The 23,370-nt window shown below is 58.6% G+C and carries 22 protein-coding genes and 2 pseudogenes; 11 read left to right on the top strand and 13 right to left on the bottom strand.

The genetic code is table 11. The features are described 5' to 3' along the window. Positions 1–77: 77 nt before the first annotated feature. Both WFP06_RS02010 and WFP06_RS02005 read right to left on the bottom strand, forming a co-directional pair. The gene (locus tag WFP06_RS02010; protein ID WP_336985587.1) at positions 78–1,124 is read right to left on the bottom strand and encodes a helix-turn-helix domain-containing protein; all 1,047 of its coding nucleotides are present in this window, start codon (positions 1,122–1,124) and stop codon (positions 78–80) included. Beyond that, entirely contained in the window at positions 1,114–2,370 is a 1,257-nt protein-coding gene (locus WFP06_RS02005; protein WP_336985586.1) for an MFS transporter, read from the bottom strand. Before WFP06_RS02005 ends, WFP06_RS02010 begins: the two co-directional genes overlap by 11 nt. Before the next feature lie 155 nt (positions 2,371–2,525). Here WFP06_RS02005 and WFP06_RS02000 point away from each other — a divergent pair. After that, a pseudogene (locus WFP06_RS02000) lies at positions 2,526–2,966 on the top strand (phosphomethylpyrimidine synthase ThiC); the annotation flags it as partial. Positions 2,967–3,272: 306 nt separating this feature from the next. On the opposite strand, the gene WFP06_RS01995 reads toward WFP06_RS02000, so the two are convergent. After that, complete coding sequence (locus WFP06_RS01995; RefSeq protein WP_336985585.1) at positions 3,273–3,746, bottom strand: MgtC/SapB family protein; 474 nt, start codon at positions 3,744–3,746, stop codon at positions 3,273–3,275. A 133-nt stretch (positions 3,747–3,879) separates the two neighbouring features. On the opposite strand from WFP06_RS01995, the gene WFP06_RS01990 reads away from it, so the two are divergent. The 3 genes from WFP06_RS01990 to WFP06_RS01980 all read left to right on the top strand — a co-directional run bounded on the left by WFP06_RS01990 (position 3,880) and on the right by WFP06_RS01980 (position 5,328). After that, complete coding sequence (locus WFP06_RS01990; protein ID WP_336985584.1) at positions 3,880–4,143, top strand: hypothetical protein; 264 nt, start codon at positions 3,880–3,882, stop codon at positions 4,141–4,143. 72 nt (positions 4,144–4,215) lie between these two features. Further along, complete coding sequence (locus WFP06_RS01985; RefSeq protein WP_336985583.1) at positions 4,216–4,719, top strand: DUF421 domain-containing protein; 504 nt, start codon at positions 4,216–4,218, stop codon at positions 4,717–4,719. Between the two features lie 111 nt (positions 4,720–4,830). After that, positions 4,831–5,328 carry a DUF892 family protein gene (locus tag WFP06_RS01980; protein WP_336985582.1) on the top strand — a complete coding sequence of 166 codons (498 nt, stop codon included), beginning with the start codon at positions 4,831–4,833 and terminating at the stop codon, positions 5,326–5,328. 84 nt (positions 5,329–5,412) lie between these two features. On the opposite strand, the gene gntA is transcribed toward WFP06_RS01980, so the two are convergent. From gntA to WFP06_RS01935, 9 genes and pseudogenes are all read right to left on the bottom strand, one after another. Continuing rightward, a complete protein-coding gene (gene gntA, locus WFP06_RS01975; protein WP_336985581.1) occupies positions 5,413–6,165 on the bottom strand; it encodes a guanitoxin biosynthesis heme-dependent pre-guanitoxin N-hydroxylase GntA in 753 nt (250 codons plus the stop codon). After that, on the bottom strand, positions 6,152–6,391 hold the full coding sequence (locus tag WFP06_RS01970) for a hypothetical protein (protein WP_336985580.1): 240 nt from the start codon (positions 6,389–6,391) through the stop codon (positions 6,152–6,154). The genes gntA and WFP06_RS01970 overlap by 14 nt, the downstream gene beginning before the upstream one ends. 179 nt (positions 6,392–6,570) lie before the next feature. Beyond that, a pseudogene (locus WFP06_RS01965) lies at positions 6,571–7,362 on the bottom strand (DUF2391 family protein). A gap of 68 nt (positions 7,363–7,430) precedes the next feature. After that, positions 7,431–7,679, bottom strand: coding sequence for a hypothetical protein (locus WFP06_RS01960; protein ID WP_336985579.1), 249 nt, complete (start codon positions 7,677–7,679; stop codon positions 7,431–7,433). Positions 7,680–7,811: 132 nt separating this feature from the next. Next, positions 7,812–8,552 (bottom strand): Crp/Fnr family transcriptional regulator, encoded by a 741-nt coding sequence (locus tag WFP06_RS01955; protein WP_336985578.1) that lies wholly within the window; start codon positions 8,550–8,552, stop codon positions 7,812–7,814. Next, positions 8,549–8,776 carry a hypothetical protein gene (locus WFP06_RS01950; protein ID WP_336985577.1) on the bottom strand — a complete coding sequence of 76 codons (228 nt, stop codon included), beginning with the start codon at positions 8,774–8,776 and terminating at the stop codon, positions 8,549–8,551. Before WFP06_RS01950 ends, WFP06_RS01955 begins: the two co-directional genes overlap by 4 nt. Positions 8,777–8,920: 144 nt before the next feature. Beyond that, positions 8,921–9,565, bottom strand: coding sequence for a hypothetical protein (locus tag WFP06_RS01945; protein ID WP_336985576.1), 645 nt, complete (start codon positions 9,563–9,565; stop codon positions 8,921–8,923). An 84-nt stretch (positions 9,566–9,649) separates the two neighbouring features. Beyond that, the gene (locus tag WFP06_RS01940) at positions 9,650–10,102 is read right to left on the bottom strand and encodes a hypothetical protein (protein ID WP_336985575.1); all 453 of its coding nucleotides are present in this window, start codon (positions 10,100–10,102) and stop codon (positions 9,650–9,652) included. A 138-nt stretch (positions 10,103–10,240) separates the two neighbouring features. Then, complete coding sequence (locus tag WFP06_RS01935; RefSeq protein WP_336985574.1) at positions 10,241–10,435, bottom strand: hypothetical protein; 195 nt, start codon at positions 10,433–10,435, stop codon at positions 10,241–10,243. Positions 10,436–10,622: 187 nt separating this feature from the next. Between WFP06_RS01935 and WFP06_RS01930 the strand changes: the two genes are divergently transcribed. The 3 genes from WFP06_RS01930 to WFP06_RS01920 all read left to right on the top strand — a co-directional run bounded on the left by WFP06_RS01930 (position 10,623) and on the right by WFP06_RS01920 (position 14,028). Then, complete coding sequence (locus tag WFP06_RS01930; protein WP_336985573.1) at positions 10,623–11,984, top strand: Y-family DNA polymerase; 1,362 nt, start codon at positions 10,623–10,625, stop codon at positions 11,982–11,984. A gap of 251 nt (positions 11,985–12,235) precedes the next feature. Continuing rightward, positions 12,236–12,898, top strand: a complete 663-nt coding sequence (locus tag WFP06_RS01925) for a thermonuclease family protein (protein WP_336985572.1) — start codon at positions 12,236–12,238, stop codon at positions 12,896–12,898. Between the two features lie 125 nt (positions 12,899–13,023). Continuing rightward, the gene (locus tag WFP06_RS01920) at positions 13,024–14,028 is read left to right on the top strand and encodes a nuclease-related domain-containing protein (RefSeq protein ID WP_336985571.1); all 1,005 of its coding nucleotides are present in this window, start codon (positions 13,024–13,026) and stop codon (positions 14,026–14,028) included. Positions 14,029–14,041: 13 nt separating this feature from the next. Here the strand turns inward: WFP06_RS01920 and WFP06_RS01915 are convergent, their stop codons facing one another. Then, complete coding sequence (locus WFP06_RS01915; RefSeq protein WP_336985570.1) at positions 14,042–14,668, bottom strand: hypothetical protein; 627 nt, start codon at positions 14,666–14,668, stop codon at positions 14,042–14,044. Positions 14,669–15,741: 1,073 nt separating this feature from the next. On the opposite strand from WFP06_RS01915, the gene WFP06_RS01910 reads away from it, so the two are divergent. From WFP06_RS01910 to WFP06_RS01895, 4 genes are all read left to right on the top strand, one after another. Further along, complete coding sequence (locus WFP06_RS01910; protein WP_336985569.1) at positions 15,742–17,109, top strand: serpin family protein; 1,368 nt, start codon at positions 15,742–15,744, stop codon at positions 17,107–17,109. Then, positions 17,106–19,469 (top strand): hypothetical protein, encoded by a 2,364-nt coding sequence (locus WFP06_RS01905; protein ID WP_336985568.1) that lies wholly within the window; start codon positions 17,106–17,108, stop codon positions 19,467–19,469. The genes WFP06_RS01910 and WFP06_RS01905 overlap by 4 nt, the downstream gene beginning before the upstream one ends. Continuing rightward, complete coding sequence (locus WFP06_RS01900; RefSeq protein ID WP_336985567.1) at positions 19,466–20,962, top strand: hypothetical protein; 1,497 nt, start codon at positions 19,466–19,468, stop codon at positions 20,960–20,962. Before WFP06_RS01905 ends, WFP06_RS01900 begins: the two co-directional genes overlap by 4 nt. A 93-nt stretch (positions 20,963–21,055) precedes the next feature. Then, positions 21,056–23,005 (top strand): hypothetical protein, encoded by a 1,950-nt coding sequence (locus tag WFP06_RS01895; RefSeq protein ID WP_336985566.1) that lies wholly within the window; start codon positions 21,056–21,058, stop codon positions 23,003–23,005. Positions 23,006–23,370: the final 365 nt, after the last annotated feature.

The raw sequence follows: 23,370 nt of genomic DNA, 5'->3' as shown, positions 1-23,370 counted from the left end.
CTGATCTGGGGCAGGATTATGAGCGCAGCCGCAGGGCAGAAATGCCTGTGCACGTCATTTGTGAGATTCGCCGGAGTTTACCGGTCCGGCTTCGGTGCGAAGATCTCGCGCGTCCAGCGGTGGAGCTTTTCCTCGGGCCGCCGCTCCTCTTCGGCCCTGCGGACCCGCTCGCGATAATCGCCTGGCCGGCTGCCATATTCCTCCAGGAATACGCGGCTGCAATGGCTCGCGCTTTCGAAGCCGTGCTGCGCCGCCAGCGAGGCCAGCGGCCGGTCTTCGCCCGGATCGGCCAGGCGGTTGCGCAATCGCTCCAGCCGGCGTCGCCGCAGATAGATGCTTGGGCCGCCCAGTTCGGCGAGCAGGCGATAGAGGCTGGCGCGGCTGAGGCCGCTGGCCTGCGCCATGCTTTGCACATCGAACGCGCTGTCGTGCAGATTGGCCTCGACGATCTGACCCACCAGCGAAAGCTGCAGATGGCGCCTGGTGGTGACGAAATCGCCCTGCAATCCCTCGGCGGCGCGCAAGGCCCCCTCGACCAGGCCATGCAGCGTGTTGGCCGCCACCCCGGCAAGCGAACTGCCGATTGCGCCCGACCGGGCCAGCAACGAGCGGGCGAAATCGGCCAGCAGCACCGTCTCGCCACTGCCGATCCTGCGCCCGTGATCCTCGCCGAGCGAGCGGCGGAGCCCGCGCATGCGCCCGCGATTGAGGCTGATGGTGACGATATGCGCGTCCGGCGCGCGGTTCTCCATCGGCTGCGTCATGTCGAGCAGGATCGCGTGACCCGGTTCGACGGGCCGGAAGCCGTCGCCGGTCGAGACTTCGAACCGCCCGTCCACCACATAGGTCAGCGCGAAATGACCGAAGCCGTCCAGCCGCACTCTGGCTTCGTCGCGGACATGGCCCACATCGCGCAATACGCGGTCGAACACCATCATGCTGAACAGGCGCGTCGCGGATATCCTGGCGCGGAAATCCGGGCCGAGTTGGATCGCGTCGGCGCCGCGCGAATAGAGTTCGCGATAGCGAGCGAAACCTTCCGCCTCCGGCAGGTCGGTGCTGTCGAATTGCAACAATTCTATGGTGGCCGGATCGCCGAAACTGTCGCCGCTTTTACCGTGCAATCCTTGCTTCCCTCTGCGCCATCCAGGCTACCCGGCGATAATGCCGCCCCATGGGCACGCTCAACGCGCATGCGATACCGGCACAAGCGGCAAGCATACCGAGTAGGGCCAACCCCAGATCGCCGCCCGCCATGCTAAACACCCCGACGAGGGCCGGACCCGTACCTAATCCGCAAACCGTTACGAATGCAAGGAAAACGGCGTTAACGCCGCCCCTTTGGGCGGACGGAGTCATCTCCTGCACGCCGTGGATGGAGGCAAAGGAGACCACCCCGAATACCATGTTGAGGATCCCAAGGCTGGCGAGGGTCACCACCAGTTGCGAACTGCCGACGAGGATCGCCCCGGGGATCAGGGCCAGGGTCAAGCCGCTCGCCAGCACGAGCGGCAAATTGCGCGTGCACCATTCGAACCGGCGGAACAGCCACCCGCCTAGCAATTGCCCGGTCGGCGCGGTGGCCAGCGTAACGAGGCCCAGCCAGATGGCAGCCTGCGCACTCGTCAGCCCGAATTCGCGCACCACCAGTACCGGCAGCCAGGCGGCGAAAGATTGTAGCGCAACGATCGGCAGGATGCTGAGCGCGGCATACAGCGCGAGCGCCCTGCCGCCGCGCCGCAGCCATTCCGGAATGCGGCGGCGCTTCGGTGCGGGAAGCGCGGAGGCGGGGCCAGCCCGCGCCAGCAGCGCCAAGACCGCGAGGTTGGGAATCGCCGTCAGGAGAAAGAAGATCCGCCAGTCGGCAAAACTGGCGGCGATCGGCAGCAGGGCGATCGCGGTCAGCACGAGGCCGCTTCCCAACAAAGCCGTGCTGCGACCGAGCGAGGCGCTGGATGTAAAAAAGGACAGATAGACGGCGCGCTTGGCGCGGGGCGCCTCATCGAGCAGCATCGCCAGCGAGGCCGGGACGTAGGCCGCCTGCCCCGCCGCCATCAGCATGCGGGTGGCTCCCAGCTCCACCGCGGAGTCCGCCAGACCCCCGAGGATGGCTCCCAGCGTCCACCCCGCCAGCCCCGCCAGCGCCAGCCGCAGCCTCGAACGTCCGTCGGCGAAGCGCGCCAGCAGCACCGCCGCCGCTCCATAGGTCAGTCCGAAGGCGGGGCCGAGGAGAAAGCCGAGCGTGGCGTCGCCCAAGCCCAGATCGTTCTGGATGGCCGGGGCGAGGGCGGCGAAACTCATCCGATCGAAATAGGCCAGAAATTGACCTAAACACAGCAGGGCGAGGATCTTCGCAGGCGTAGCGGTCACGTGAGAGTTCTCCGTCCGAATGCGCAAAATGAGGCGCGCATCCGGTCGGATGGGGGGCCGTGCTCCTGCGGAGGCCGAAGCTAGCATGGCTTTGCGGGCATTATCCATAGGCTCGGCACGGCGGAAAGGTCGTTATTTGGCGAAGTTCTTATTGCATGGCTTCCGCCCTTGCCCAACACCCGCCGTATCCACGTGGAGTGTGCTTGCGCCGAGAAGGGGGCGAGGCGCCGGTCCGCGTTTACGTCACCTCCGGCCCCTACACCGATCCGGCCGCCACCATCGAGGTCGACGCCTGCCTCCCGCAAACACGCAGCGAGGGCCAGCACTGGGGTGCCGAGCTGCCCGATTATGTCACACCCGAATCCGCCCACGACGCAATGGCCCGGGGCCGCGCGATCATTCCCAACAACATCAACCACCCCGAAACTGAGCCGGTGGCGATCAGGCGCAATTTCCTGGTCAAGATCAATGCCAATATCGGCAATTCCGGCGTGGCCAGCGATGTGGCGAACTAGGTCGACAAGATGGTCTGGTCGATCCGCTGGGGCGCGGACTCAGTGATGGACCTCTCCACCGGCCGCAACATTCACGACACGCCAGTTGTGGCCCTTGATCTCAGCCAGATTGCCCAACAGCTGTCATAGAACGAGCTTCTTGTCGCGGACGGCGGCAACTGAGTTGTTTGCGGAATGGCGACTGACGGGGTCAGTGTGCCCAAAGCAGACTGTCTGCAACCGGCCCATTTTCAGACTTACGACTTGATAAGCTCCCGACGACCACTTTCAGTAACGTCCAAGGATGATTGGAACGTCCGCATTTGGGGTGGGAAGCGGACTTCGGACCGCAAGAGCCATATCCTAGCGAATCCAGCACCAAAGGGCGCTCTTCTAGGGTGGATTTGCTTACTCCGGCGTATCTCCAGCGTCATACCTATCAGTCATATTTCTGGTAAGAATAAGCATGACCAATATCGGTACACAGGTCATGAATGCTAGCCAGATAAGGCCCACACCGGAGACAATTCCGATAGCTCCCGCAGCAAGAATCGATGCCGCGGAACCACCGCCTTTGACGAAGCCGCCATCCCGGAACATTGCCCCGGCACCGAGAAATCCGATCCCGGTGATCACGCCCGCAAACACGCGAGTTGGATCGATTGAGATCTGATCTTCAAATGTTCTGTGCACGATTTCGAGTGCGGCCAACGATAGTGAACATGCAGCTAGTGAAATGATCACAAACGGCCTGAAATCTATCGGCTTCTTATGATAAAAACGTTCGATGCCAATCGCCAGAGGAAGGAGGAATGCTGTTCCCATACGTAGGAGCGCCTCAATCCACGAGATGTGGAACGGTTCGAATGTGCTGGGTGCCATGCGGGGCCGCTAGCGTACCGGCTAAGCAAAGCAACGGCGCACGTGCGTAATATTGGGCAACAAATGTTAGCGTGTCATAGGCCTCGTGCGAGTAACGAAAGCCGTAAGGTTCTTCAGGAGTAAGGTTCACGCGATGGAAGGTGCACTGGAATGGGTGGCGTCACTCGGCGCTGTTGTGGCTGCTGCTATGATTGCACTCGATCTTGATCGGAGAATTACGGGGTTTGGCTTCGTGCTATTTTGCATTGTTTCCGTTATGTGGATAATTTCCGGCGTAACCGGCAACGCCATGCCGATCGCAGCGATGAATGCCGTGTTGCTGGTCATCAATGGCTGGGGTGTCTGGCAATATCTGATCAACCCCAAACGCAAAGAGGCCGGTCCAGGCGAGACCTGACCCCCATCACTCTAGCCAGCAATAGGAATTTCGATGCTAGATTCTACCGACTGGATAAAGTCCTGGAATGACGTGTTCGATGCAGCAATGTCAGCCTTGCTATTCTACGTGCTCATCGTTCTGGTCGTCCGGATGGTCGGCAAGCGATCAACGGCGCAACTCAATAATTTTGATTGGATCATCAACATCACGGTGGGCAGTATCGCAGCATCTGCGATCCTGCTCGACAGCGTGCCAGCGATACGAGCGGCCGCAGCGATCATTTCGCTGGCTTTCCTGCAATTTGCACTGACATGGCTAGTACTGCGCTATGACTGGGCGCAGAATTTGGTCAAGGCGGCGCCGACTATGCTCGCGCACAAAGGTGAATTGCTGGACGAGTCGATGCGCAAAACCCGTATCTCGGAAGCGGAGATTTGCAGCGTGCTGCGACAGCATGGAATGACCAACATCGAAGAAGCAAACTGGGTGATATTGGAAACTGACGGGCAGTTGACCGTCATTCCGCGCAAGGACATCGCGTTGAAAGATGCAGGGACCATGGGCAACGTCGAAACGGGACCAATCAAGGAATAGTTTGTCCGCATTCGGGGAGGGGTGAATTCACAACTTTTGTTATGTCGATTCCGGTTCTGGTTGCGGAACGGACTTCATCACTAATGACTTGATCGGTCTAAGGAGAAGAAAATGTCTGCACCATCCAACCTGTCCGATTGCTACACCCACGAGTTGAAAGACCTGGTGTCTGCCAACGACCAAATGAAGAAGGTCGTCAAGGAATTGCACGAGGCGGCTACAAACGACGCCCTAAAGTCACATTTGAAAAAGACGATCGACGGTATCGAGAAACACACCTCAACGATCGAAGGGCTGCTCGAAGAATGCGGCGAAAGCGGCAAGGAGCATTGCAAGGGGATGGAAGGCCTTTGCAAGGAAGCCAAGAAGCACGCCATTGAAGAGGCCCCGCACCTGAATGCGGTGCAGGATGTTGTCATTTTGGCTCAATACCAACGTCTTTGCCATTACGGGATCGCAGGTTTCGGCACGAGCCGAGCTTTTGCCGAAGGGTTGGACAAAGCCGACCACGCCCAGAAACTCGAAAAGATTACCGGCGAAATCTACTGGGCTGATGAAGAGATGTCCAAAGTCGCCGAAGGCTGTCTCAATGAGGCTGCCAAATCCTGATCCATATCGCTGTCGGCCCCGTTCGAGGAGATATTTTCCTCGCGCGGGGCCGACCCTTCTCAATTACGATCAATTGCCAAATGCTTACCTTCCCGGCCAAGGACACTTCCAGTCGCTGCTTACGATGCGGCCGGAGTATTGGGCGGCTTCGGATTTCTCTCCGTGCTTGGCCAACATAGGGTTGACCGAGCCTGCATACTGCACGTCGCGGTTCAGAATTGCAGCGCGCAGTTTCTCGTAACGACCATCCGTGCGCAGTCGGTCGAACTGATCGTGCAAGTTGAATACCAAAGTCGGCACAGCGAATCTGCGCGCCGGCCGTGATGCAGCCGGGTGCATCCCCACAACGAAGAATGACATGCCGCCGAAACTGAGCGAAAAATCCGGCGCTGCCGGGTCGCTGCTCACCTTGGCATCGTAGGCCTGGCCCAACCATTCATCCTTGCTCTGAAGCGAGGTGATCCGCTCCCACAGGGCCTTTTCGAACAATTCTTCGTCGAGTTCTCGCGTGTGAGGGAAGAACGCGACGAAAGTTTGAAACATGGTTGGATTGCGAGCATAGGCGTGCGCAAAATCAATTAGCTCATCGACGATAGCCAGATCATCCCAGGCAGAAGTCAGGGCGTTACCGACATAGGCTGTCATCTGGTTTCGTCCGAGCGCGCTTTTCGCGCCGACGCAGGGATAGTCGCTGCTCTGAATAAACTCGCGAAAGCGGGTAGCAAGTGCCACGCCCGTCGTTGCGTCGATGCCGCGCTTGGCGCCTGTGGTCTCAAGACGTGGAGACATGACAAGGCGGTTTACACCCTCGGGTGCATCGTCATCAAGGCGCTTCATAACTTACAATCCGGTGCCCTGTCTGGTTGAGCGGATCATCCGTCGCGATGACATAGCTGACGGTTTCATTCTGTCCTATCAGCGCAATTTCGATCTCCTGCGGCTCTGCCCCGGTCAAAATCTCCAGATTGACCATCCGCGCAGTGGCGGAGCCCGTATTGGTGATGTCGACGGGGGTGAGAAACTGTGCGCCCTGCTTGCGTGCTTTGTTGGATTGTACTTCCACTGAAAACGCGATGTCGCGTTCTTCTTGCGATATCTGCCACGCGATGATGCCCGCAAGGCCAGCGACCAGCGCAAGGCTGATGATGCGCGCGGCCCAACCCAGGATAGTCGGAGCATATGACGATTCCGCATGCGGGTCTGACGACCCGTCCGCCGGGACCGAGCTATTGGTATGGTTATTTAAAGGACGAGTCTCCCGGCAGCGCCGCCAAGGGTTGTTACATAGGCAAGTGTCACCGCCTGAGGCAGCCAGACTTCCAATGGATCGAGAGGCGTTCCGTAGCCAAACACCCAGAGCAAGATCAGGCTAATCAGAAAAGCGCTGATATAGGCGACAATAGCTTCGAACCATTCAGCGGTTATGATGACACGATCCTGCAGATCGCGCGTCTCGAACGCGGCGATCGCGACTGTAAGATAGGATACAGCGATGGAAACGATCATCGTTCCGCCTATCAAACTCCAGTTTTACTGGAGCACAATGATCTTGGGCTCCATTGTTGGAGCAATGTTCAATGCAAACAGAAAACCGCCAAGCAGGCTGCCAAGTACCACCCTGAGGTCGAGCCTAAGGCCCGTCGCGTCAGTGCCCTTGCTGTCGCCTCCACCCAACTGATTAATGGCGACTGCGGCCCCGATGCTCATCGGGACGGTTTCAAGTGCGACCAGTTTCGCCATCAGGTAAGGATCGAGACCCAGATGAAGCGTGCCTGTGACAAACAGTGTGACCGTGCTGGCGATCACTCCGATGCCCATTGCAACAAGCGCGTCCCACCAATGTGAACGCTGCCAGGCCCATTTGCGGAATCCAGCAAAGTCGAGATAGAGCTTACTAAGGCCGAGTGCGAGTGCGAGAAAAGCAAGCAGCACCCAGTCGGGCATCGTGCGCGCAATCTGCCACATCTCCATCGTGAACAGCAATGGAAGTGAAACAAACAACGCCCCGGCAAATCCACGGGCGATGTCGCGCATCTCGACTTCGCCGGCTTTGCAGTCCTTGTCGCCATCGTTGACGATTTCATCCCACTTGGTGACAGCAATCATCCAACGTGCTCGCTCTCGGCACTGCCGGAGCCAATAGCTGTTTCGATACCCTTGGATCGCCCCATGGACCAATTAGCTTGCATCCTAACCATAGGGTTGGGCGCGCACCAGATCTCTCCACCATCATCCAGCGCAGTGATCCAGAGCAGATTGTGCTCAGGGCCGTAATCAATGACCGCGAAAGCCAGTCCGGGACCCTTATCGGTAACGTGGACGGGCAAAGGAGTGGTGAGCTGGGTAAACAAAGGGGATACTCGCTAAGCGGATGACGCCAGGACGCGGCAGAATTTGCCGCGTTGGTTCTGTGTTCGTTCCATACGCGCTTAACGAAGCGAAGTTACCTCAAATCACACCAATGATTGTTATAGTGGTGCCCGTCAGTAGGGATTGGTAAGATGCAGTTCGCCCGCGCCGTAAAGGTAAGCGGCGTCAAATTCCCCGACCGACTTTAACCCGCTCTCGTCGAGGATGGTTAATGTGCGCGCACCTTCGTCGTAGCGTAGCAATTCGCGTTCCCTCAGCAGTCTCATGGTGCGGTTGGAGTGGACGGTCGTGATGCCGCAGATTTCTCCGAAATCCTGCTGAGTGAGAGGGAATGGGAATTTGCCTTCGTCATACAAACCCACCATTCTCACCCGCTCGATAAGTTCGCAAATCGTGTGCGCGATGCGGCCCTCGGCGTTGAGCCGGCCAAGCCGGAATATCCATTCGCGGTGCATCGCTGCATCCAGCAGAGTGGAGAACCACATGATCCTTGCGAGACGGGGGTGCTTCTCGATCAATTCTTGCAGGCAATCGTGTTTATAGACTGCTAGCTTGGCAGGGGCGAGTTCCTGGACATCGTGATCGAGCCGCTTCATCGGGAATGAATGAAGGTCGACCCAGTCACCTGGAACCTGGAGCCCGACGATCTGCCTAAACCCACGTCGATCGTCGATAAACCGCATCATCGAGCCTTCGACGAGATAATAGCTATAATCGACCCTTTCACCGCGCTCGACCAGCTTTTCGCGGCCGCCTAGATGTATGGTGTGATCGATAGCATCCTCGACGGCTTCTTGCTCTTCTGCGCGCATCGCGTGCCGCAGACGCCCCTTGAGGAAAAGCTCAGTTATCATGCTTCTGGTCCGTCGCTGATGGAGTAATGGATCTGCTTGAACGCGCCAATATTCGATAGCGGAGCCGAACACGATGCCAGCCCCACCATCAAATCCGACTCGGCTGTAAATCGAGTACGATCGCCGGGCTGCTCGACGTAAGTATCATCGACTGCCAACGATTGATCTTTTGCTAAGCGAAACCCGTCTCCGGATTGTGGCTTGATAATGCGAATGTCGTCCACTTTACCCCTCTTCTCCCGCAACTGCGGCGCGCTAATCCTTATCGCGTTTTTTATCGCCGCAAGTCCCGTAAGCAAGGAGACTTTGCCGGAAGCGATGCACCGCGGGGCCCCCACAAACTCGAATAGGGCAAAAAAACGATCAGCTTAGCCGACCGCCTGCTCTCCTCTTTCATCGTGATCGCTCAGGCCTTCAATATACATGGATTCCCAATTGCCGATTTCGGGAACCACGACTTGGGGTATCTCCGATGAAGCCATTTTGTTTAACCACTCCGGCACGCCTGCGCGCTTGCGTAACGCACCATCGCCCTTTGTGCTGACCCAGCCGTAGATCGGCTGCTGGCTATAGCCGGGTCGCGCTTCACCAAACGCCCAGCGCATCATCACATAGGTAGCCGGGTCGCGGCCATCGAGTGAGAGGCGGTCGTTCAGATAGCACGCGGTGGCCCAGGCCATCTGCGGGCTCTGCGTCCATTTGAGTATCTGTTTAGCCCAATACATACGCAGGTTGTTGTGCATCCAGCCTGTCGCCAGCCATTGGCGCTGCGCAGCATTCCAGGTTTCGTCTGGCGTCCGGCCATGTATCAAATCACCGAGGGAAATGGTTTCGCGCGGGTCGCTCGCGTGCGCTTCCAGCGTCTTTTTCGCCGAGGTTGGAAGCGACTGATAACTGATAAGCTCGGGCTTTTCCGCAACGCGCCAATGGCACCATTCGCGCCAAGTGAGCAGCTCGTCCACAAACTTATAGCGGACTGTCTTGCTTACATCTGCAGCGAAGATCGCGCGCATTATCTCGAATGGGCTGGTCATGCCGAAATGCAGGTATGGCGAGAGTTGACTTCCCGCCCCGGACCCCGCCGGATTGTTACGGGTTCACTTGTAGCGGGTGATAATTGAGCCGGTTAGCGCTTCAATCCTCTGCTGGACCGCGGAAGCGGTGGCCGGATGCTCCTTGCTCACGGGAAGAGACTGATCGATGCGGCATTCGGCTATCAGGTTCGCGACATCGTCGTCATCCAAATCCGCCAGACAATCGGGTTCATAGGGCAGAGGGCCGTCGTAAGGCTCGACAAGGGGATCGATCTGAATGCGTGCAGCCAGACACTGGTCACGCAGAGGACCGTGAGCAGCGCGAAATGCCTTTGTCGCGCCCAACCTTGACGGCAACAGTTTGTGCGGAACCAGCCGTGTCGCATCGACCGCCACCAGCGCTTTCGCTGACCTTTCGGCAAGCCGGTGCGCCTGCCAGTTCCCCACGAAAGTCGCGTGCGAATCCGTGACCACACAGGCAGCGTCCGCTGCCAGTTTGTATACGAGGCCCTTCACTTTCGCGGACGGACGTTCAACATGCTGCACACAGGCAATGCCGCGCTTGCGAAGTGTTCGGCCCATTTCGCGGCTCGCACCAATGATGAAGCCGTGAAGCCTTGCAGAGGCGTGCGGATAATCCTCTCGCAAACCGTGCTAGACGAGCGCCGGTATTCCCAGTTCGTTGGCAATCTGGACGCCGGCATCGATTGTGGGGTGGTCATGACCGCGCAAGGTTTGCTGCAACCATACCAAGACATATTTGCCGCCGATGTCGATCGGTGCATCGTTCAGGGCCATCGCCCGCCCAAACAATTCGTCATTGAGAAATTCGCTCGGCAGTCGGCTCATGAATACACTTTCGCGATCGGCACTAGATCGCATATATGCACGCTGCGGCAAGTCCTAGCGTGCGCGCTAAAGATATCAGAACATCCGCATTCCAAGACGCGGGCGGATACTTCTTCATCAACAACAATCACCCAATCGGTCGCCGGTTCCAATTGTCCATGTTCTATTTTTGTTCTATTTTGCTGGAATGATCACGAATCGTCAAACAGTGGAAAGCGCAGCGGACGCACAGCGTTTGTACCTAGATTTCGACAGCTTCTTTGCGTCGGCGGAGCAACATTTTAACCCGGCTTTGCGAGGCAAGCCGGTGGGTGTTGTACCCTTGGACTCGCCGGGCACGGGCTGCATAGCCATGAGCCGGGAAGCAAAGGCATTGGGCGTTCCTTCTGGCGCGACGGTTGTGGCGGCCCGGGAAATCGCGCCCGCAATGATTTTCGTCGTTGCGCGGCCAGATGCGTATGTGCGGTTGCACCAGCGAATCCTGACAGCCATCGAGGCGTGCGTGCCGGTTGCGACGGTGCGTTCTATCGACGAAGTCGTTTGCCACCTGCTTCATTCCGAAGGATCAACTGCCGAGACTCTTGCTCAAGCAATCAAACGGAAGCTTGCAGAGACCTTCAGCGAAGTGCTGACTTGTTCAATCGGCATTGCCCGCACCGAATTGCTTGCGAAGATTGCTGCAGAAATGAACAAGCCCGATGGGTTCGTCCAGCTTCGCACAGACCAATTACCACGTCAGATCGACCATCTGCAGCTGCGCGACCTACCGGGCGTGTCCGAGGGGATAGAAACGCGCCTTAACGCGGCAGGCATTCATTCTGTCGGGGCGCTGTGGGCGACCGAGCGCAAGCAGGCCCGGGCGATATGGGGGAATGTTGAAGGCGAACGGTTCTGGAATGAACTGCACGGCCTGCACGTCGAAAGACCGCCGACGATCAAGCGTATGTTTGGCCATAGCCGAAATCTGCCCCCTGACTGGCGGACACCGGACAAAGTGCGTGAATGCGCCCGACAGCTCACCTTGAGCGCAGCGCGGCGGCTGCGGAGAACTGACCAGAACGCTTCGAAAATGACGGTCAGTATGCGTGGCGGAAATTACTACCCCGCACGATCCAGACAGGACAAAAAGCTGCGCTGGAGCTGCGAAATCCCCTTCGCTGCCACTCGCAATGACCGGGCGTTATTAGAGGCACTATCCAAAGGCTTGCAGCGAAGCGCAGCGGAGGCAGGCTTCAAGCCCAGGTCCGTGAGCGTCATGCTTCACGGGCTACTGGCTGAAGCTGAAATACAGCGTGATCTGTTCACCGATCTGGCGGATGCTGATCCGCCGCGACATGCATCCGATGATCCCGGTAGGCGCGATCGCCTAAGTAATGTCATGGACCAATTACGCGCGAAACATGGACCGTCGGCAGTGTCATATGGCCCCAGGGTCGCGCTGCCCGGTGGCTACCTTGGTGCGAAAATCGCGTTCGGTCGCATTCCTGACATTCAGGATTTCAGCGAAGTGCAGACTGATGACGGTGCGACGCAGTTTTACTCGAACTAGAGCGCTGCTGAATGACCGCAATTGGGTCGTAAGCCGAATGACGGATTTCCGCTCTTTGATGACGGGAACCAGCCAGTCCGAAACCGGCCCATTTCCAGAAGAAAGCTGCAATTTTTTGGCCAGCCACCGTCTTTAGTATCGGCCAAGTATTGCCGGATCATCAAATTTCTGATTTCTGATTTCTGAGCGGACGCTCAAAAATGGATCACGTGATTTACTATGCTTTATCTGACAGGTAAAAAGCGGCGGTCATGAAGGTTGTCACCCTCGCTCTTTTGCTATTTTCGACAAGCGCAAATGCGCAGATTATCACTGGTCAAGCGCAGGTGGTGGACGGCGATAGTTTGGAGCTCGCCGGGTTTTCGATACGTATCCATGGCATCGATGCGCCAGAGTTGTCGCAGACCTGCCAGCGCAGTGATGAGGCGTGGCAGTGTGGTCAAGAAGCCAAAGCCGTGCTGACCCAACTCGTCTCAAACCGTTCGATTGTCTGCACACAGCGCGACATTGACCAGTATGACCGCATAGTCGCGTCCTGCCGAACAAGCGGATACGATATTGGTGCTGAGATGGTGAAAGGCGGCATGGCCGTCTCGCTTACTCAATTCAGTACAGCCTACGTGAAATACGAAACGCGCGCTCGCGATTTGAAAATTGGTATTTGGGGTTCGCAGTTTGAGAAGCCTTCAGCGTACCGTGCCGCCAATCCACGCGAAGTGATAGTTTCGAAGCGTCGCTCTGCACCTGCACCAGTTAGGCAGCCAGAGAGGCGCGAGGTTTATTATCGGAATTGCAGAGAAGCACGCGCGGCTGGAGCCGCCCCAATATATCGCGGTCAACCTGGCTATCGACCGGAGATGGACGGCGACAATGACGGGATTGCCTGCGAACCTTACCGTGGCCGGAGACGGTAACCCAAACCGAAACTGCCCTCATCACAACACCTATGCGAACCATCGCTAGGTTGCCAACCTTGCCCAAAGACGTCACCAAGTATTTGATTGATTCTGTCACCAACAGACTGAAGTAAAATGGCCCAATGATTCTGAAAGATGCTGACAATCGCTCTGAAGACATTGCCGAGCTTAAACGCTTGAGGGATGTATCGCCCCGCCGCTTTCGCGCGGTCATTCAGAAGCAAATAAACAATCTATATTGTGGCCTAAATGGCGAGAATAGTGCAGCTCACTTCATCAGTAGAGAGTTTGGGAAAAGCGAGAATACGGCTATCTTAAACGATCTTCGGATCGGAATGGACGATGACTATGCTCAAATCGATCATCTGGTCATCCACCGGGTCCAAGCAGTCGCATGGGTGCTGGAGACCAAAAACTACTCTGGCCGGTTAACCTGCGACGAGCACGGCGATTGGACCGTCTGGACCGGTTCAAGGCCAGTTTCGATAGCCTCTCCGATAAACCAGGCCCGCCGGCAATGTGCGATGCTGCGTCAATGGCTGGACGCATATGGGCTAGACAAAATTCGGGAGATTCGCCCGGTCGTGCTGATCTCTCCTACATCTAGCGTTGATCGCCGAAAGCTACCTGCGGATGCCCACGTTGTTAAGTCTGACAATTTCGTCTCTTGGTGGAAGGAGCAGTCGGCGCAAATCGGCTTCGCAAGCGCCGTAGGTCTTGTTGGTAGGCATCTACTGAAGGGGATGTCGCAGGACGATTTCGAAGGTCTTGGTGAGCAGCTAGTTCGTGCCCACACCCCTTTCAAACGCGACTGGCGTGCCACACTGCGGCTTCCGCACGAAGATAAGAGCAAGAAAACCGATCCGCAGCCGGACGAGCAAGTGCCTCCGGCCGATAGCTTCAGCAATACACCCCAAATAATCGCGACGCTGCACGGCGACATCACCATCTCGCAAATCGCGCCAGATTGCTTTGCGCTGCGCAATGAGAAAAACGACGCCTTAATTGAGGTCGTAAGGACCACCTGCAAGGGCCATGCCCGCTGGAACCCGCGCTACAGGAACTGGCTGATCCAAGAAGAACAGCTCCCAGAAATTCTGATCGCGCTTTCGGAATTTCGGAAGTGATGAATTGAGGCTCCTAACCCCATTTGGATAGCTGATCGGCCCACGCAGCTGGTAGCGGGGCAGATTGCAGCACTTCGGCAGTAAGCTCGTTTGTTTGCTTGCCTTCCACCACCTGTTTGATCAATTCGGGCGCTAGGCACGAGATGCCCACCAGCCTTGCAAGCCTTGTCCGGCACCTGCCTTCCCTCTTGGCGAGAGCGTTCATCGACACGTCGGGGATTGCGAAAACCAGATCCCGCGCATCAAGGGCCTCTGCAAGAAGCGCGATGAGTTTTCCGTCATGCCTTGCTGGCGGTGTTTCAGCATGGCCTGCTCCAAGCACAACCAGCTTGAGCTGATGGCCCGAGCGAGACCGCACCGCTGGGATGAAAATCGCTGGCAAGTCGCGCAGCGGCCCCTTGCTTTTCAGGTCTAGCGCCTGAGTGATGCCCGCTGCTGATAGCTCTACTTCAATTGCTTGTTCATCGAGCCTCACCGCACTCAGGATTGCAGCCAGCAGTTCCGCCTTAGTCGCTGCCGAACCGCTGCGAAGCTGGGCCGAGGTCAGATCGCCTTGCTGGCGGACCGATTGCAGCGTTCCGGGGTCGCAAACCGCATCGCCGATAAGATCGAGCAAGAATGCATCATCACTGAGGCGCATAGGGCGTCAGATCCTCAATCGGCCAGCGAACGATTTGCCTAGCGTTGATACCGTTGGCTTTGTGATGGTGAGCAGATGGCTCTATCTTGCTGGGCTTGCCAAGAGGACGATTTCCCTTGGGGCGGCTCAAATTACTTGATCTTCTCATAACCGATGCTCTTTCGAATTGCGTGCGCGCAAAATCCGCATCGGTGTAGGATTGCCAGTATCCCATTTTATTTCGCCCCGGAACCGAGTCCGGGGCAAAGTGGATAACTTTCCCAGAAATACCGCGTCCTGCTGCTAGTTCGGCAAAACACTGTTCCCTGCCTTAGAACACGGTTTTCCCTGCCAAGGAGGATCGAATTCCCTGTTACGTTTCCCTGTTAAGTCGTGACCGATAATCGATCAGCACACCGTAACTCACTGCTAGACCGCCAATTTTTGCCTACCTCACCCCGATCTAGCTCGATTAGATTCCCGTAAAACAGGGAACTTGGTGGAGAGACGAGTTCGCTGACGACTGCACCGCGCACCAAACAGTCAGCCAAGCAGACATAATCTCGCCTGCGGGCGCTTCGTTGCCAGCACTTCCGCAGAATTTCGAGGGGATTGCTTTAGTCACCCCGTGGCGGGGCAAGCAGGTATTGCCGCTGCTCTTCTTGCAGGCTCATACCCGAACCTTCCCGCAGGCTTCGACTGCATTGCAGGCGCGGCGAACTATTTGCCGATAGCCGCGGCAATTTCCTACATCCGCTCATGCTGATATGTCGTTCGTGGTTCTTTGACATTGCTGGTTTGGCGTAATGCGAAGTGTTTTCGCGTCATCGCCCGAAATGTCACCCACGATGACTTGCGCCATAAACCTCTGAAATAGTGTTACTTAATCGCAGTTATGCCAGAGTTACAGGGTGTAACTAGTGTAACCCTGAACGGCAGCAAATCCGCACCGCGCGCGTTTGGTAATGCGGAGGTGGGCGTGGTTGGTGCTGATCGAACGGTCTCGGAAATCGGCCCGCAGCAGGCTTTTTCTATTTATCCAGGGTTCACAAGACCTTATCTACCCTGCCCCGCGCTATGGAGGGTGTGATAAGATGGAAGGTGTGAAAAACCGGTCAGGTGTACGCGTTTCGAAGATCCAAGCAGCATGTTCGGGATCGGGCGATGCAGCGCCGGGCAACGCGGCTTCCTGGTTGAAAAATACGGCTGCAGCCCTGGCCCTCGCGCTTCTGCCGGGGTGCGCCGCGCCTGCCGGTATTTTTCAGGACCGCGGAATGGCCGTCACGCCGATCCCGGCGGATCTGACAGCAGGGCAAGCGCAGATTGCAGCGCGGCTCTATCCCCGGTTGGCCGAAGCGGCTGAACCGAATGAAAATCTGTTTATTTCGCCGCTTTCATTAAGCGAGGGGGTGGGACTTGCCATGCCCGGAGCACGCGGGGAAACCGAGGCGGAACTGCGCGAATTGCTGGGGTGGGATGCCGCGACCAGCCCCGAATTGCTGGTGCGTAGTTACAATCGTTTCCTTACCGATACGGGCGACAAGCAGGTCGCATTATCAGTTGCCAATGCGGTGTGGCTGTCAGACGAACTTGTGTTCCAGCCCGATTATCTGCGCGCGGCGAGTGAAGGGTTTGGGGCAGCCGCTCAGGCTGTCGATTTTGGTGGCGATCCGCAGGGATCGGCGGACACCATCAATGGCTGGGTGAGCGAGCAGACGCGCGAGCGGATTACGAAGATTGTTGAAGCAAGCGGCTTCAATGACGCCACCGCCGCCGTTTTGACCAATGCGGTGTGGTTCAAGGCCGACTGGAGCCTGCCGTTCGAAGACGGAACGTTTGGCGAGTTCACCCGCGGCGACGGCTCCATGCTACCGATCTATATGATGGAGCGGATCGCGCCGATGCGTTACCGAGAGACGAGCGATGGGCAAGCCGTGCAGTTACCCTATGGCAAAGGGCGCTTCGTGATGGAAGTTTTCCTGCCCCGTGACGCGGCAACGCTGCGGAAGTGGGAAGCGGATATCGATGCGCTTTCGTTCAACCTCGGACAGCAAGGCAGCGACGGAAAATTCGATCTTGGCGCGGCACCGAAACGGAAAATCCTGCTTCGCCTGCCCCGGTTCGAAGCGCGTTTCGACGCAAGCGTGAAAAATGTCCTGATCGCGGCCGGAATTCCGTGTGCGTTCAACAACAACTGTGCCGATTTCAGCGGCATGGCGGACGCGCCGCTCGCGCTTGACGATGTGGCTCACGCCACTTTCCTGCGGGTGGACGAGAAAGGCACCGAAGCGGCGGCTGCGACCGCAGTAAAGATCGTCGTGACCGGATCACGCATGATGCCCGACGTGCCGCAGATGATCGTGGATCGCCCGTTTCTGCTGACCATCCGCGACCGTGCCAGCGGCGCGCTCATATTCTTTGGCCGGATTGCCGATCCGACCCCCGTGGAGCAATCGCAATGACGTCGAATTTTCTGGTCGTGGGCCTGTTGGCGCTTGCCTCGGCCCAGCCCGCGCCGGCACAGGACGAAAAACCGCTGTCCGAAGCCTGTCCCAATCTCACCGCCAGGGAGATCGACGGAATCGAGAATTTCAAGGGCGAGTTTGCCGAGACTGCCATCTATGCCCGCTCCTACTGCGTCAGCGTCGAAGAAGCGCACAGGCGTTTCGAAATCCAGCTGCGCGGTTCGACAGGCCCGCGCAGCGAACCCGGCCCGCCGCCTGCGCCCGGCGCGCCAGATCAATCGATTGGCAGTCTAAACGTCGTTCTGATGGAACAGGAACCGGATACCTTTGCGGGCCTGTGGATTCAGCACGAGCCGACTTACGGCGTCGCGGTCGCTTTCACCCGCGATGCGGCGGCGACTTTGGCCAAATACACCGGCGATCCGCTGTTCTTCGCGGTCGAGCGCGCCGGGCCGTCGCTGATCGAACTGCGCTTGGCACAGGACCGCATCGTCAATGACCTCACCCGGCTTGGCATTAATTGGTATGGAGCGGGTGGGAACGTGACGACCGGCAAAGTAGAGATCAGCCTTGGCCAAAGCGCCGACCCAATACGCGAGGCGGCCGCGCGCGGAGAAATCGGCTTGCCCGACTATGTGATCTTCAATGAGCCAAACCCCTTTCCCATAGCTGTGCCGCCAATTCCCGCAGGCGATACGAGGGTGCGCAACTTCCCGCAATTCGCCAACCGCACCGATGGCGGGGCCAGCACATTAGTGGGCGTGCCCGATGTGCCGGCAAAGCTGGCGCTGCGTAATGGGTGCCTGTGGCTCGAACCCGAGGGAGAGGAACCCAGGATCGCGATTTGGGAACAGAGCGAAGCGCTCGATCTGACCGATCCCGACCGTGTGGCTGTGATGAACCGTTTTTCCGGCGCGAAGGTCTATGCGAATAGCGACGTTGTACTGATGGGCCTCCAGCCTAATAAAGAGACACCGCCAACCAACGCCATCGGCACTGATGGGTGCCCCGGCCCTTATCGCGTGGTGCGCGGGATTGTGCCGCGCGAGAGCTGGGATGCGCAGCGCAAGGAGGCCGCATTGGCGGGCCGCGAGCGCGAATTGGGCAGCCGGGTCACGGCGGAGGCCGATTATGCCGCCGATATGGCGCGTTTTGCCGAACTCAAAGCTTGGCGCGACGCAATGATGATGGAACGCGGCGATGTGATCGCGCAAATTTACATCGATGAAGGGCAGGCCACGGCGCATGTCTTTCACACGGCGGCGGTAACGCTCGATAGCCTTGTACCCGCCGTTTTGCGCGGCTTTGTTACGGGCCAGGTCGTTCCCGCCGGCGCAAATGCGCTTGATGTAGCGCGCGATGATATTGCGGCACAGCTCGCCCTAGCGGGCATTGCCGCCAATATCAGGATCAGCGAAATTGAAGGGTTCGTCGGGGTTAATCCCGGCGATATCACCGCACTTTCGCAGGCGGGCGTTGATCGCCGCGTCACGTTTCCTGCGCTGGTCAGGCTGGAACTTCCCAACCAGTCAGCTATCTACCGGCAGGACATTGCGGTCCGCAGCGATCCCGAAGCGATCTGGTATCCGCTTGAAGCTCACCCGGATTTTGCCGCAATCCGTGCGCTCGTCGCGAACACGCCGATTATACGGCACGAACCGCCGCACACCGGCGAAACCGAAAGCCGCATGATTGCGCGCAAGCCATCGAAAGCAGGCTCGCTCCAGCAGACGCACTTCATGATCGCTTACGGTCAGACGGTGGAGCGGATCGAGGATTTGCGCCGTGCGGGCTTCGATCCGATCGAAGCGATGGAAGCCATGAACGGACGGGCAACTGTCGAGAAGCGCGCGGTGCTGGCCACGGATATCGTGATTGCCGAGCCGGTTGGTATCGACATTTTCGACAACGGCCCTGACGGCTTTGCCTCTTCGGTGCGCTGGCGTGTGATCGATGCACTTACTGGCAATGCCGCACCCGGCAGCGAACTGCGCCAGCGGCTCGCATCGGGCGAGCGGGAAAACGAGGCAGGCGAGCGCGTTTACGGGCAGGGCGGGGACGAGCCTGTGCTGCTGCCCGGTTTGCCCAACTCGCTCGAACCCGGATCGCGGTGGGTGCTGCATCTCAACGATGCGCTTTATCGCCATATGTCCTATGTGCAGGGGGGTGAAGGCGCAGCGCGCAGCGAAGGCCGCTGGTTCGTCTCCACCCCGTGGATGCCGCCATCGCGGATTGACGGGGACGGTATTGTCCGCCCCGTCGGCGTTTATCCTGAACCGATTGGGCTCGAGGATTTGCGCCAACGGTTGCGGCCAATCGCGCAGGCATTCAGGATCAAGGGTAGCTACGCCAAATGAAGAAATCGCTGATCGCGCTAACCCTGTGTGCAACTGCGCTTGCTCCGCAAGCTGCCAGTGCCTGCCAATATTCCCGACCGCCAGAACCGGTGGGCGCGGCATCGAAAAACTTCTTTACCGCGAAAATGGCAGCGGCGGCATCCACGGTCGACGTCGCGGTAGCTGGCCAGTCTGGCGAAGCTTTTGGCAGCGATGCGAACTGGCGCATTCCTGTGACCACATTTCAGGTGATCGAGCGGCTGAAAGGCAATTCGCCCGATCGCTTTACCTTGTTTGTCGGCGCAGCGGGTCCTGACCAGCGCGAGATCGAAGCGCAGCACTGGGTTGATGAGCAAGGGCGAGTGACCCCCTTCCCTTACCCGGTAGAATTCGTGCCGCAGGCGGATGGCAATTACTCCCTGACCTCTTGCCACCCAGGCTGGCTCGCAGTTCGCGAGGGCGAAACCTATGTTGTTTTCCGCGATGCCGATGGACGGTTGCTTGGCCGTTTTGCTCTGTATGACAATCTGACCACAGCAGCTTTCCCGCTCGTGCAGGCCGGGCTGGGCACGCGCGAAGGCTGGCTAGCATGGTCCGGCCCGCTCCAAACAGAGCCGCTAGCACCGCAGATTGATTTCGCTGCGGATCGCACCATTGTACGCTTCCAAAGGCCCGTGAGCGGACGCGAAGCCCGGCGCTGGCTCCGTGAAACCGGGCTGGTCCCCTTTGCGGTGCGAGTTGCCGGTGGCGATCTGGTTGATGAAACACGCGTACCTGCCGGATTTGCCGGCGCCGCGCTGATTGATCGCGCCGTGTCAGATGCGCGCGCGGCCAATTCGTCCGGAGCGCTCGCCATTCTGGCAGCAAATATGCTAGCCGATATCAATACCGAAACGCTGGATAACGATGCGCTGATCCGCCGGCATGTGTGGCTTGTGGCGCAAGCAGCTTCGCGGTTTCGCAACAACACCTCAGAACCTTTGATCACGGAGTTGGAGGTTACCGGCACGCCGGCGGCCCTGGCGCGGCTGCGTAACAATCCGCGCGGGGTGGATGTGATTGACGGTCCATTGGTGAACGGCGTTCTCTATCCAGGTCAGACCGGGCCCCGCGATAGACCCTCACAGGATGATGCCTATTGGTATGAGACTTCGGCCAGCCTGATCGCGAGGCTCTCTGCAGTGGCCGAAGCGGCTCCTATACCGGATGCTGTCCGCAAGCCGCCGGAACCTGAGCCTGACCCGTTTGCCCTGACCGACTGCGTGCGCTTTGGCCGGGAAGATGCTGCCAGGCTTGCAGATTTACCCGAGCGGGGACAGATAGACGAAATGACGGTTTTTGGTCAGGAAGATGCGGTTCTATGTTCGGCACAAGCTGGAAAGTTGACCTGCGATCTGGCTCCTGCCAGCTCCGTCAGGGTCGTCTGGGCCGATTGGATCGGCGGGTTTCGTATCGGCCCCGCCGGCGCCCGGTTGACGTTAGATGGTAACGAACTGCAGTGCCGCGCGCCATGAAAACCGATGCCCATTTTTACCCGTCTGAAAGCCCGGACGAACACCCCTCCTGCGCGTCCGAACAGTCAAACACGATCAGGAGGGATACCAGCGATGCGGTCTGACAGAGCGGCTTTCCTGCTGCTACTGGTAGCTTCACTTGCGGCATGCGGCACCGTCCAGAGCCGGACGGACGAGCCTCAGTCGGCCTCTGCTTCCGTACCTCTCCCCCCACCGCCTCCGCAACCGGGCCAGCTTGCGCCAATGTCCGACGCGGTGAAGGAACTTTATGGCGAATGGCGACAGATTTCGGGTCCTCGGAACGCAAACAGCGGTCGTCTCACCATCTGGAGCCCGATGTTTTCGTGGGGTTCGGGCTGCGATCTGACACAGGGTCAGCTGCGCGATCTGGGCGACGGGCGATACGCCGTTGAAGACTATACCCGCCCCTCTTCGGATTGCCGGTCCCGGCAGAGACTTGCCCCATTTGACGCAGTGGAGGTGTCGATCACGATGCCAGACAGCACGAGCCTGCGCATCGCACGCGGCGACGAGATTTGGCAGTTTTCCAAGGTCGATGTCATTGGAACTTATCCAAGCGAGGATTTCGTCCGGGGCGAATGGCTGCTGGCGGACACGCGCGGGCGGCCGTTCCGTGGTGGAGAACTGACGCGCGTCACCTTTGGCTCGGAATATCAGGTCGAAGCTGCAAATTGCAGCTTTGCGACAAACGGCTGGCTGCCTGACAGGGACCGGCAGGTTCGCGTCGGCGGCTCGTATTCCCGCGAAAACGCAAATTGCCGCGCCCGAACCTTGGGCGACCGGTTGGCGAAGCTCGGAATGGGCGCGGAATTTGTCGCCGAGCCGGTCGAAACCCGCATGACGGTCAGGATTGGCGGGACGCGCGCCACGCTCGTTCCCGCAGCGCGGTACCCGGAATTGGCGCGCGATGCAGAAACGGTGGCGCCGTATCCTTGGGCGCAGGAGCTCGCCGCGGCATCAGCAAAGCTGGACCTTAACCGGCGATTTGAACTGGCGCTGCGAGCGGTAGCATTGGGCGGCGAGGGGTTTCCCGGTGTCGAAACTCCCGCCGATCCGCGTACGCTCGCTTTTGCGGGCCTCAACGCCTGGCAGTATGAGCAAGCCGCCAAGGCTGGGCTGTTGCCTGCTGCAGACCAGCGATATGAAAATCTGGAGCAACATCTTGCCGGCGCGCCCATTGTCGCATTGGCGGTGCTGGAGGGGATCAGACCGGTTGATCGCGGCGACGGGCTATCGCTCGATTATCTTTACCGCGTACGCGAAAGCTGGCGGGGCAGGCGCGAAACCGGCGATCTTTTGATCGTCCGGATGCCGGCACTGGTGGACCTGAACCGGTCGCCCGCCATCACGCCCGAAACAGGTGCCGAGGTGCTGCTGCTGGCAAGCAGAACCGGTTACATCGCCGGACGACTGAGCGAAGGAATGGCATCTTCCAGCGATCCGCGCGTCGTGCAGATGACTTTGCCATTGATGCGGATTGTCGGGGGAAAATTGGTCGAGGCGATCGAGGGCGCGAATGTGCTGGGTTCAGCGGGCTTTGCGGGGACCGGCGTGGATGAGGCGCGCGAACTGGCGCGGTCGGCCGATCGCCGGATGAGGCAAATCGCGCCGCCGCGCCCCGCCGATGCTTTCGGCAACTGGACCGTTCGGCGTTATTTCATCACGCGCATCGGGGACCGGGCGTTGCCCGACCCGACCCGGCTGTGGATCGAATATGATGGCAGCACGAACATGGGCAATCGCAACGGTTATGGCGGGGTAACAGGGTATTTCGATGGTTGCACACCTGTTTCGATACAATTCACGGAAGGGAGACGCACGGCTTCCGCAAACGCAGTCGCCTGCCCGGGCGACCAGCCGAATGGCGATCCGGTCACGGAAGTCGCAGTCCAGAAAGCGGCGCAATGGATTGACCAAAATTACTTCCCCGACATCATCTGTGTCAGCACTTGTCCTACTGACCCGGAATACACCGTCCCGCTGCCGGATGGCGATGTCGTGATGCGTGCGATGTTGCGTTGATTGCCTGACTGCTGCTGTACGGACAAGCCTTTGCACGCGCCATTCCGGTATCGCCAGGGTTACACTAGTTACACCCTGTCACCCGCGCTAACGGTGCATTAAATACTTTGATTTCAGTTATTTATTGCACAGTCAGCCAGAGTGACACTGCTGGTGAAGGCGCGCGAATATTTGAGACTACGATTTCAAAGAGCCGCCGGCTGCTTATCAGCGGCGCTGGCTGTAGGAAAATATCGAACACAGCGATCTGTATCTGGCCGGTCCGATAACAGGCCGGGTCGTCGCGGATGCCGGACGGCGTTGATGCTACCGTGCTCTGCGTTGGAATGCGCCGCGACCAGATTTGAAGCAAAAGGCGCGGGTAA

The sequence above is a fragment of the Altererythrobacter aquiaggeris genome (genome assembly GCF_037154015.1).
Classification (GTDB): domain Bacteria; phylum Pseudomonadota; class Alphaproteobacteria; order Sphingomonadales; family Sphingomonadaceae; genus Aestuarierythrobacter; species Aestuarierythrobacter aquiaggeris.
Note: the sequence above shows the minus strand (reverse complement) of the source record. Positions and strands in the feature narration are given on the sequence as shown.

Bases quoted from the DNA above. Each gene is read 5' to 3' on its own strand.
- WFP06_RS01995 (WP_336985585.1), bottom strand. From the start codon at position 3,746: ATGGCACCCAGCACATTCGAACCGTTCCACATCTCGTGGATTGAGGCG.
- WFP06_RS01990 (WP_336985584.1), top strand. From the start codon at position 3,880: ATGGAAGGTGCACTGGAATGGGTGGCGTCACTCGGCGCTGTTGTGGCT.
- WFP06_RS01980 (WP_336985582.1), top strand. From the start codon at position 4,831: ATGTCTGCACCATCCAACCTGTCCGATTGCTACACCCACGAGTTGAAA.
- gntA (WP_336985581.1), bottom strand. From the start codon at position 6,165: ATGAAGCGCCTTGATGACGATGCACCCGAGGGTGTAAACCGCCTTGTC.
- WFP06_RS01955 (WP_336985578.1), bottom strand. From the start codon at position 8,552: ATGATAACTGAGCTTTTCCTCAAGGGGCGTCTGCGGCACGCGATGCGC.
- WFP06_RS01945 (WP_336985576.1), bottom strand. From the start codon at position 9,565: ATGCGCGCGATCTTCGCTGCAGATGTAAGCAAGACAGTCCGCTATAAG.
- WFP06_RS01935 (WP_336985574.1), bottom strand. From the start codon at position 10,435: ATGAGCCGACTGCCGAGCGAATTTCTCAATGACGAATTGTTTGGGCGG.
- WFP06_RS01930 (WP_336985573.1), top strand. From the start codon at position 10,623: ATGATCACGAATCGTCAAACAGTGGAAAGCGCAGCGGACGCACAGCGT.
- WFP06_RS01925 (WP_336985572.1), top strand. From the start codon at position 12,236: ATGAAGGTTGTCACCCTCGCTCTTTTGCTATTTTCGACAAGCGCAAAT.
- WFP06_RS01920 (WP_336985571.1), top strand. From the start codon at position 13,024: ATGATTCTGAAAGATGCTGACAATCGCTCTGAAGACATTGCCGAGCTT.
- WFP06_RS01915 (WP_336985570.1), bottom strand. From the start codon at position 14,668: ATGCGCCTCAGTGATGATGCATTCTTGCTCGATCTTATCGGCGATGCG.
- WFP06_RS01910 (WP_336985569.1), top strand. From the start codon at position 15,742: ATGGAAGGTGTGAAAAACCGGTCAGGTGTACGCGTTTCGAAGATCCAA.
- WFP06_RS01905 (WP_336985568.1), top strand. From the start codon at position 17,106: ATGACGTCGAATTTTCTGGTCGTGGGCCTGTTGGCGCTTGCCTCGGCC.
- WFP06_RS01900 (WP_336985567.1), top strand. From the start codon at position 19,466: ATGAAGAAATCGCTGATCGCGCTAACCCTGTGTGCAACTGCGCTTGCT.
- WFP06_RS01895 (WP_336985566.1), top strand. From the start codon at position 21,056: ATGCGGTCTGACAGAGCGGCTTTCCTGCTGCTACTGGTAGCTTCACTT.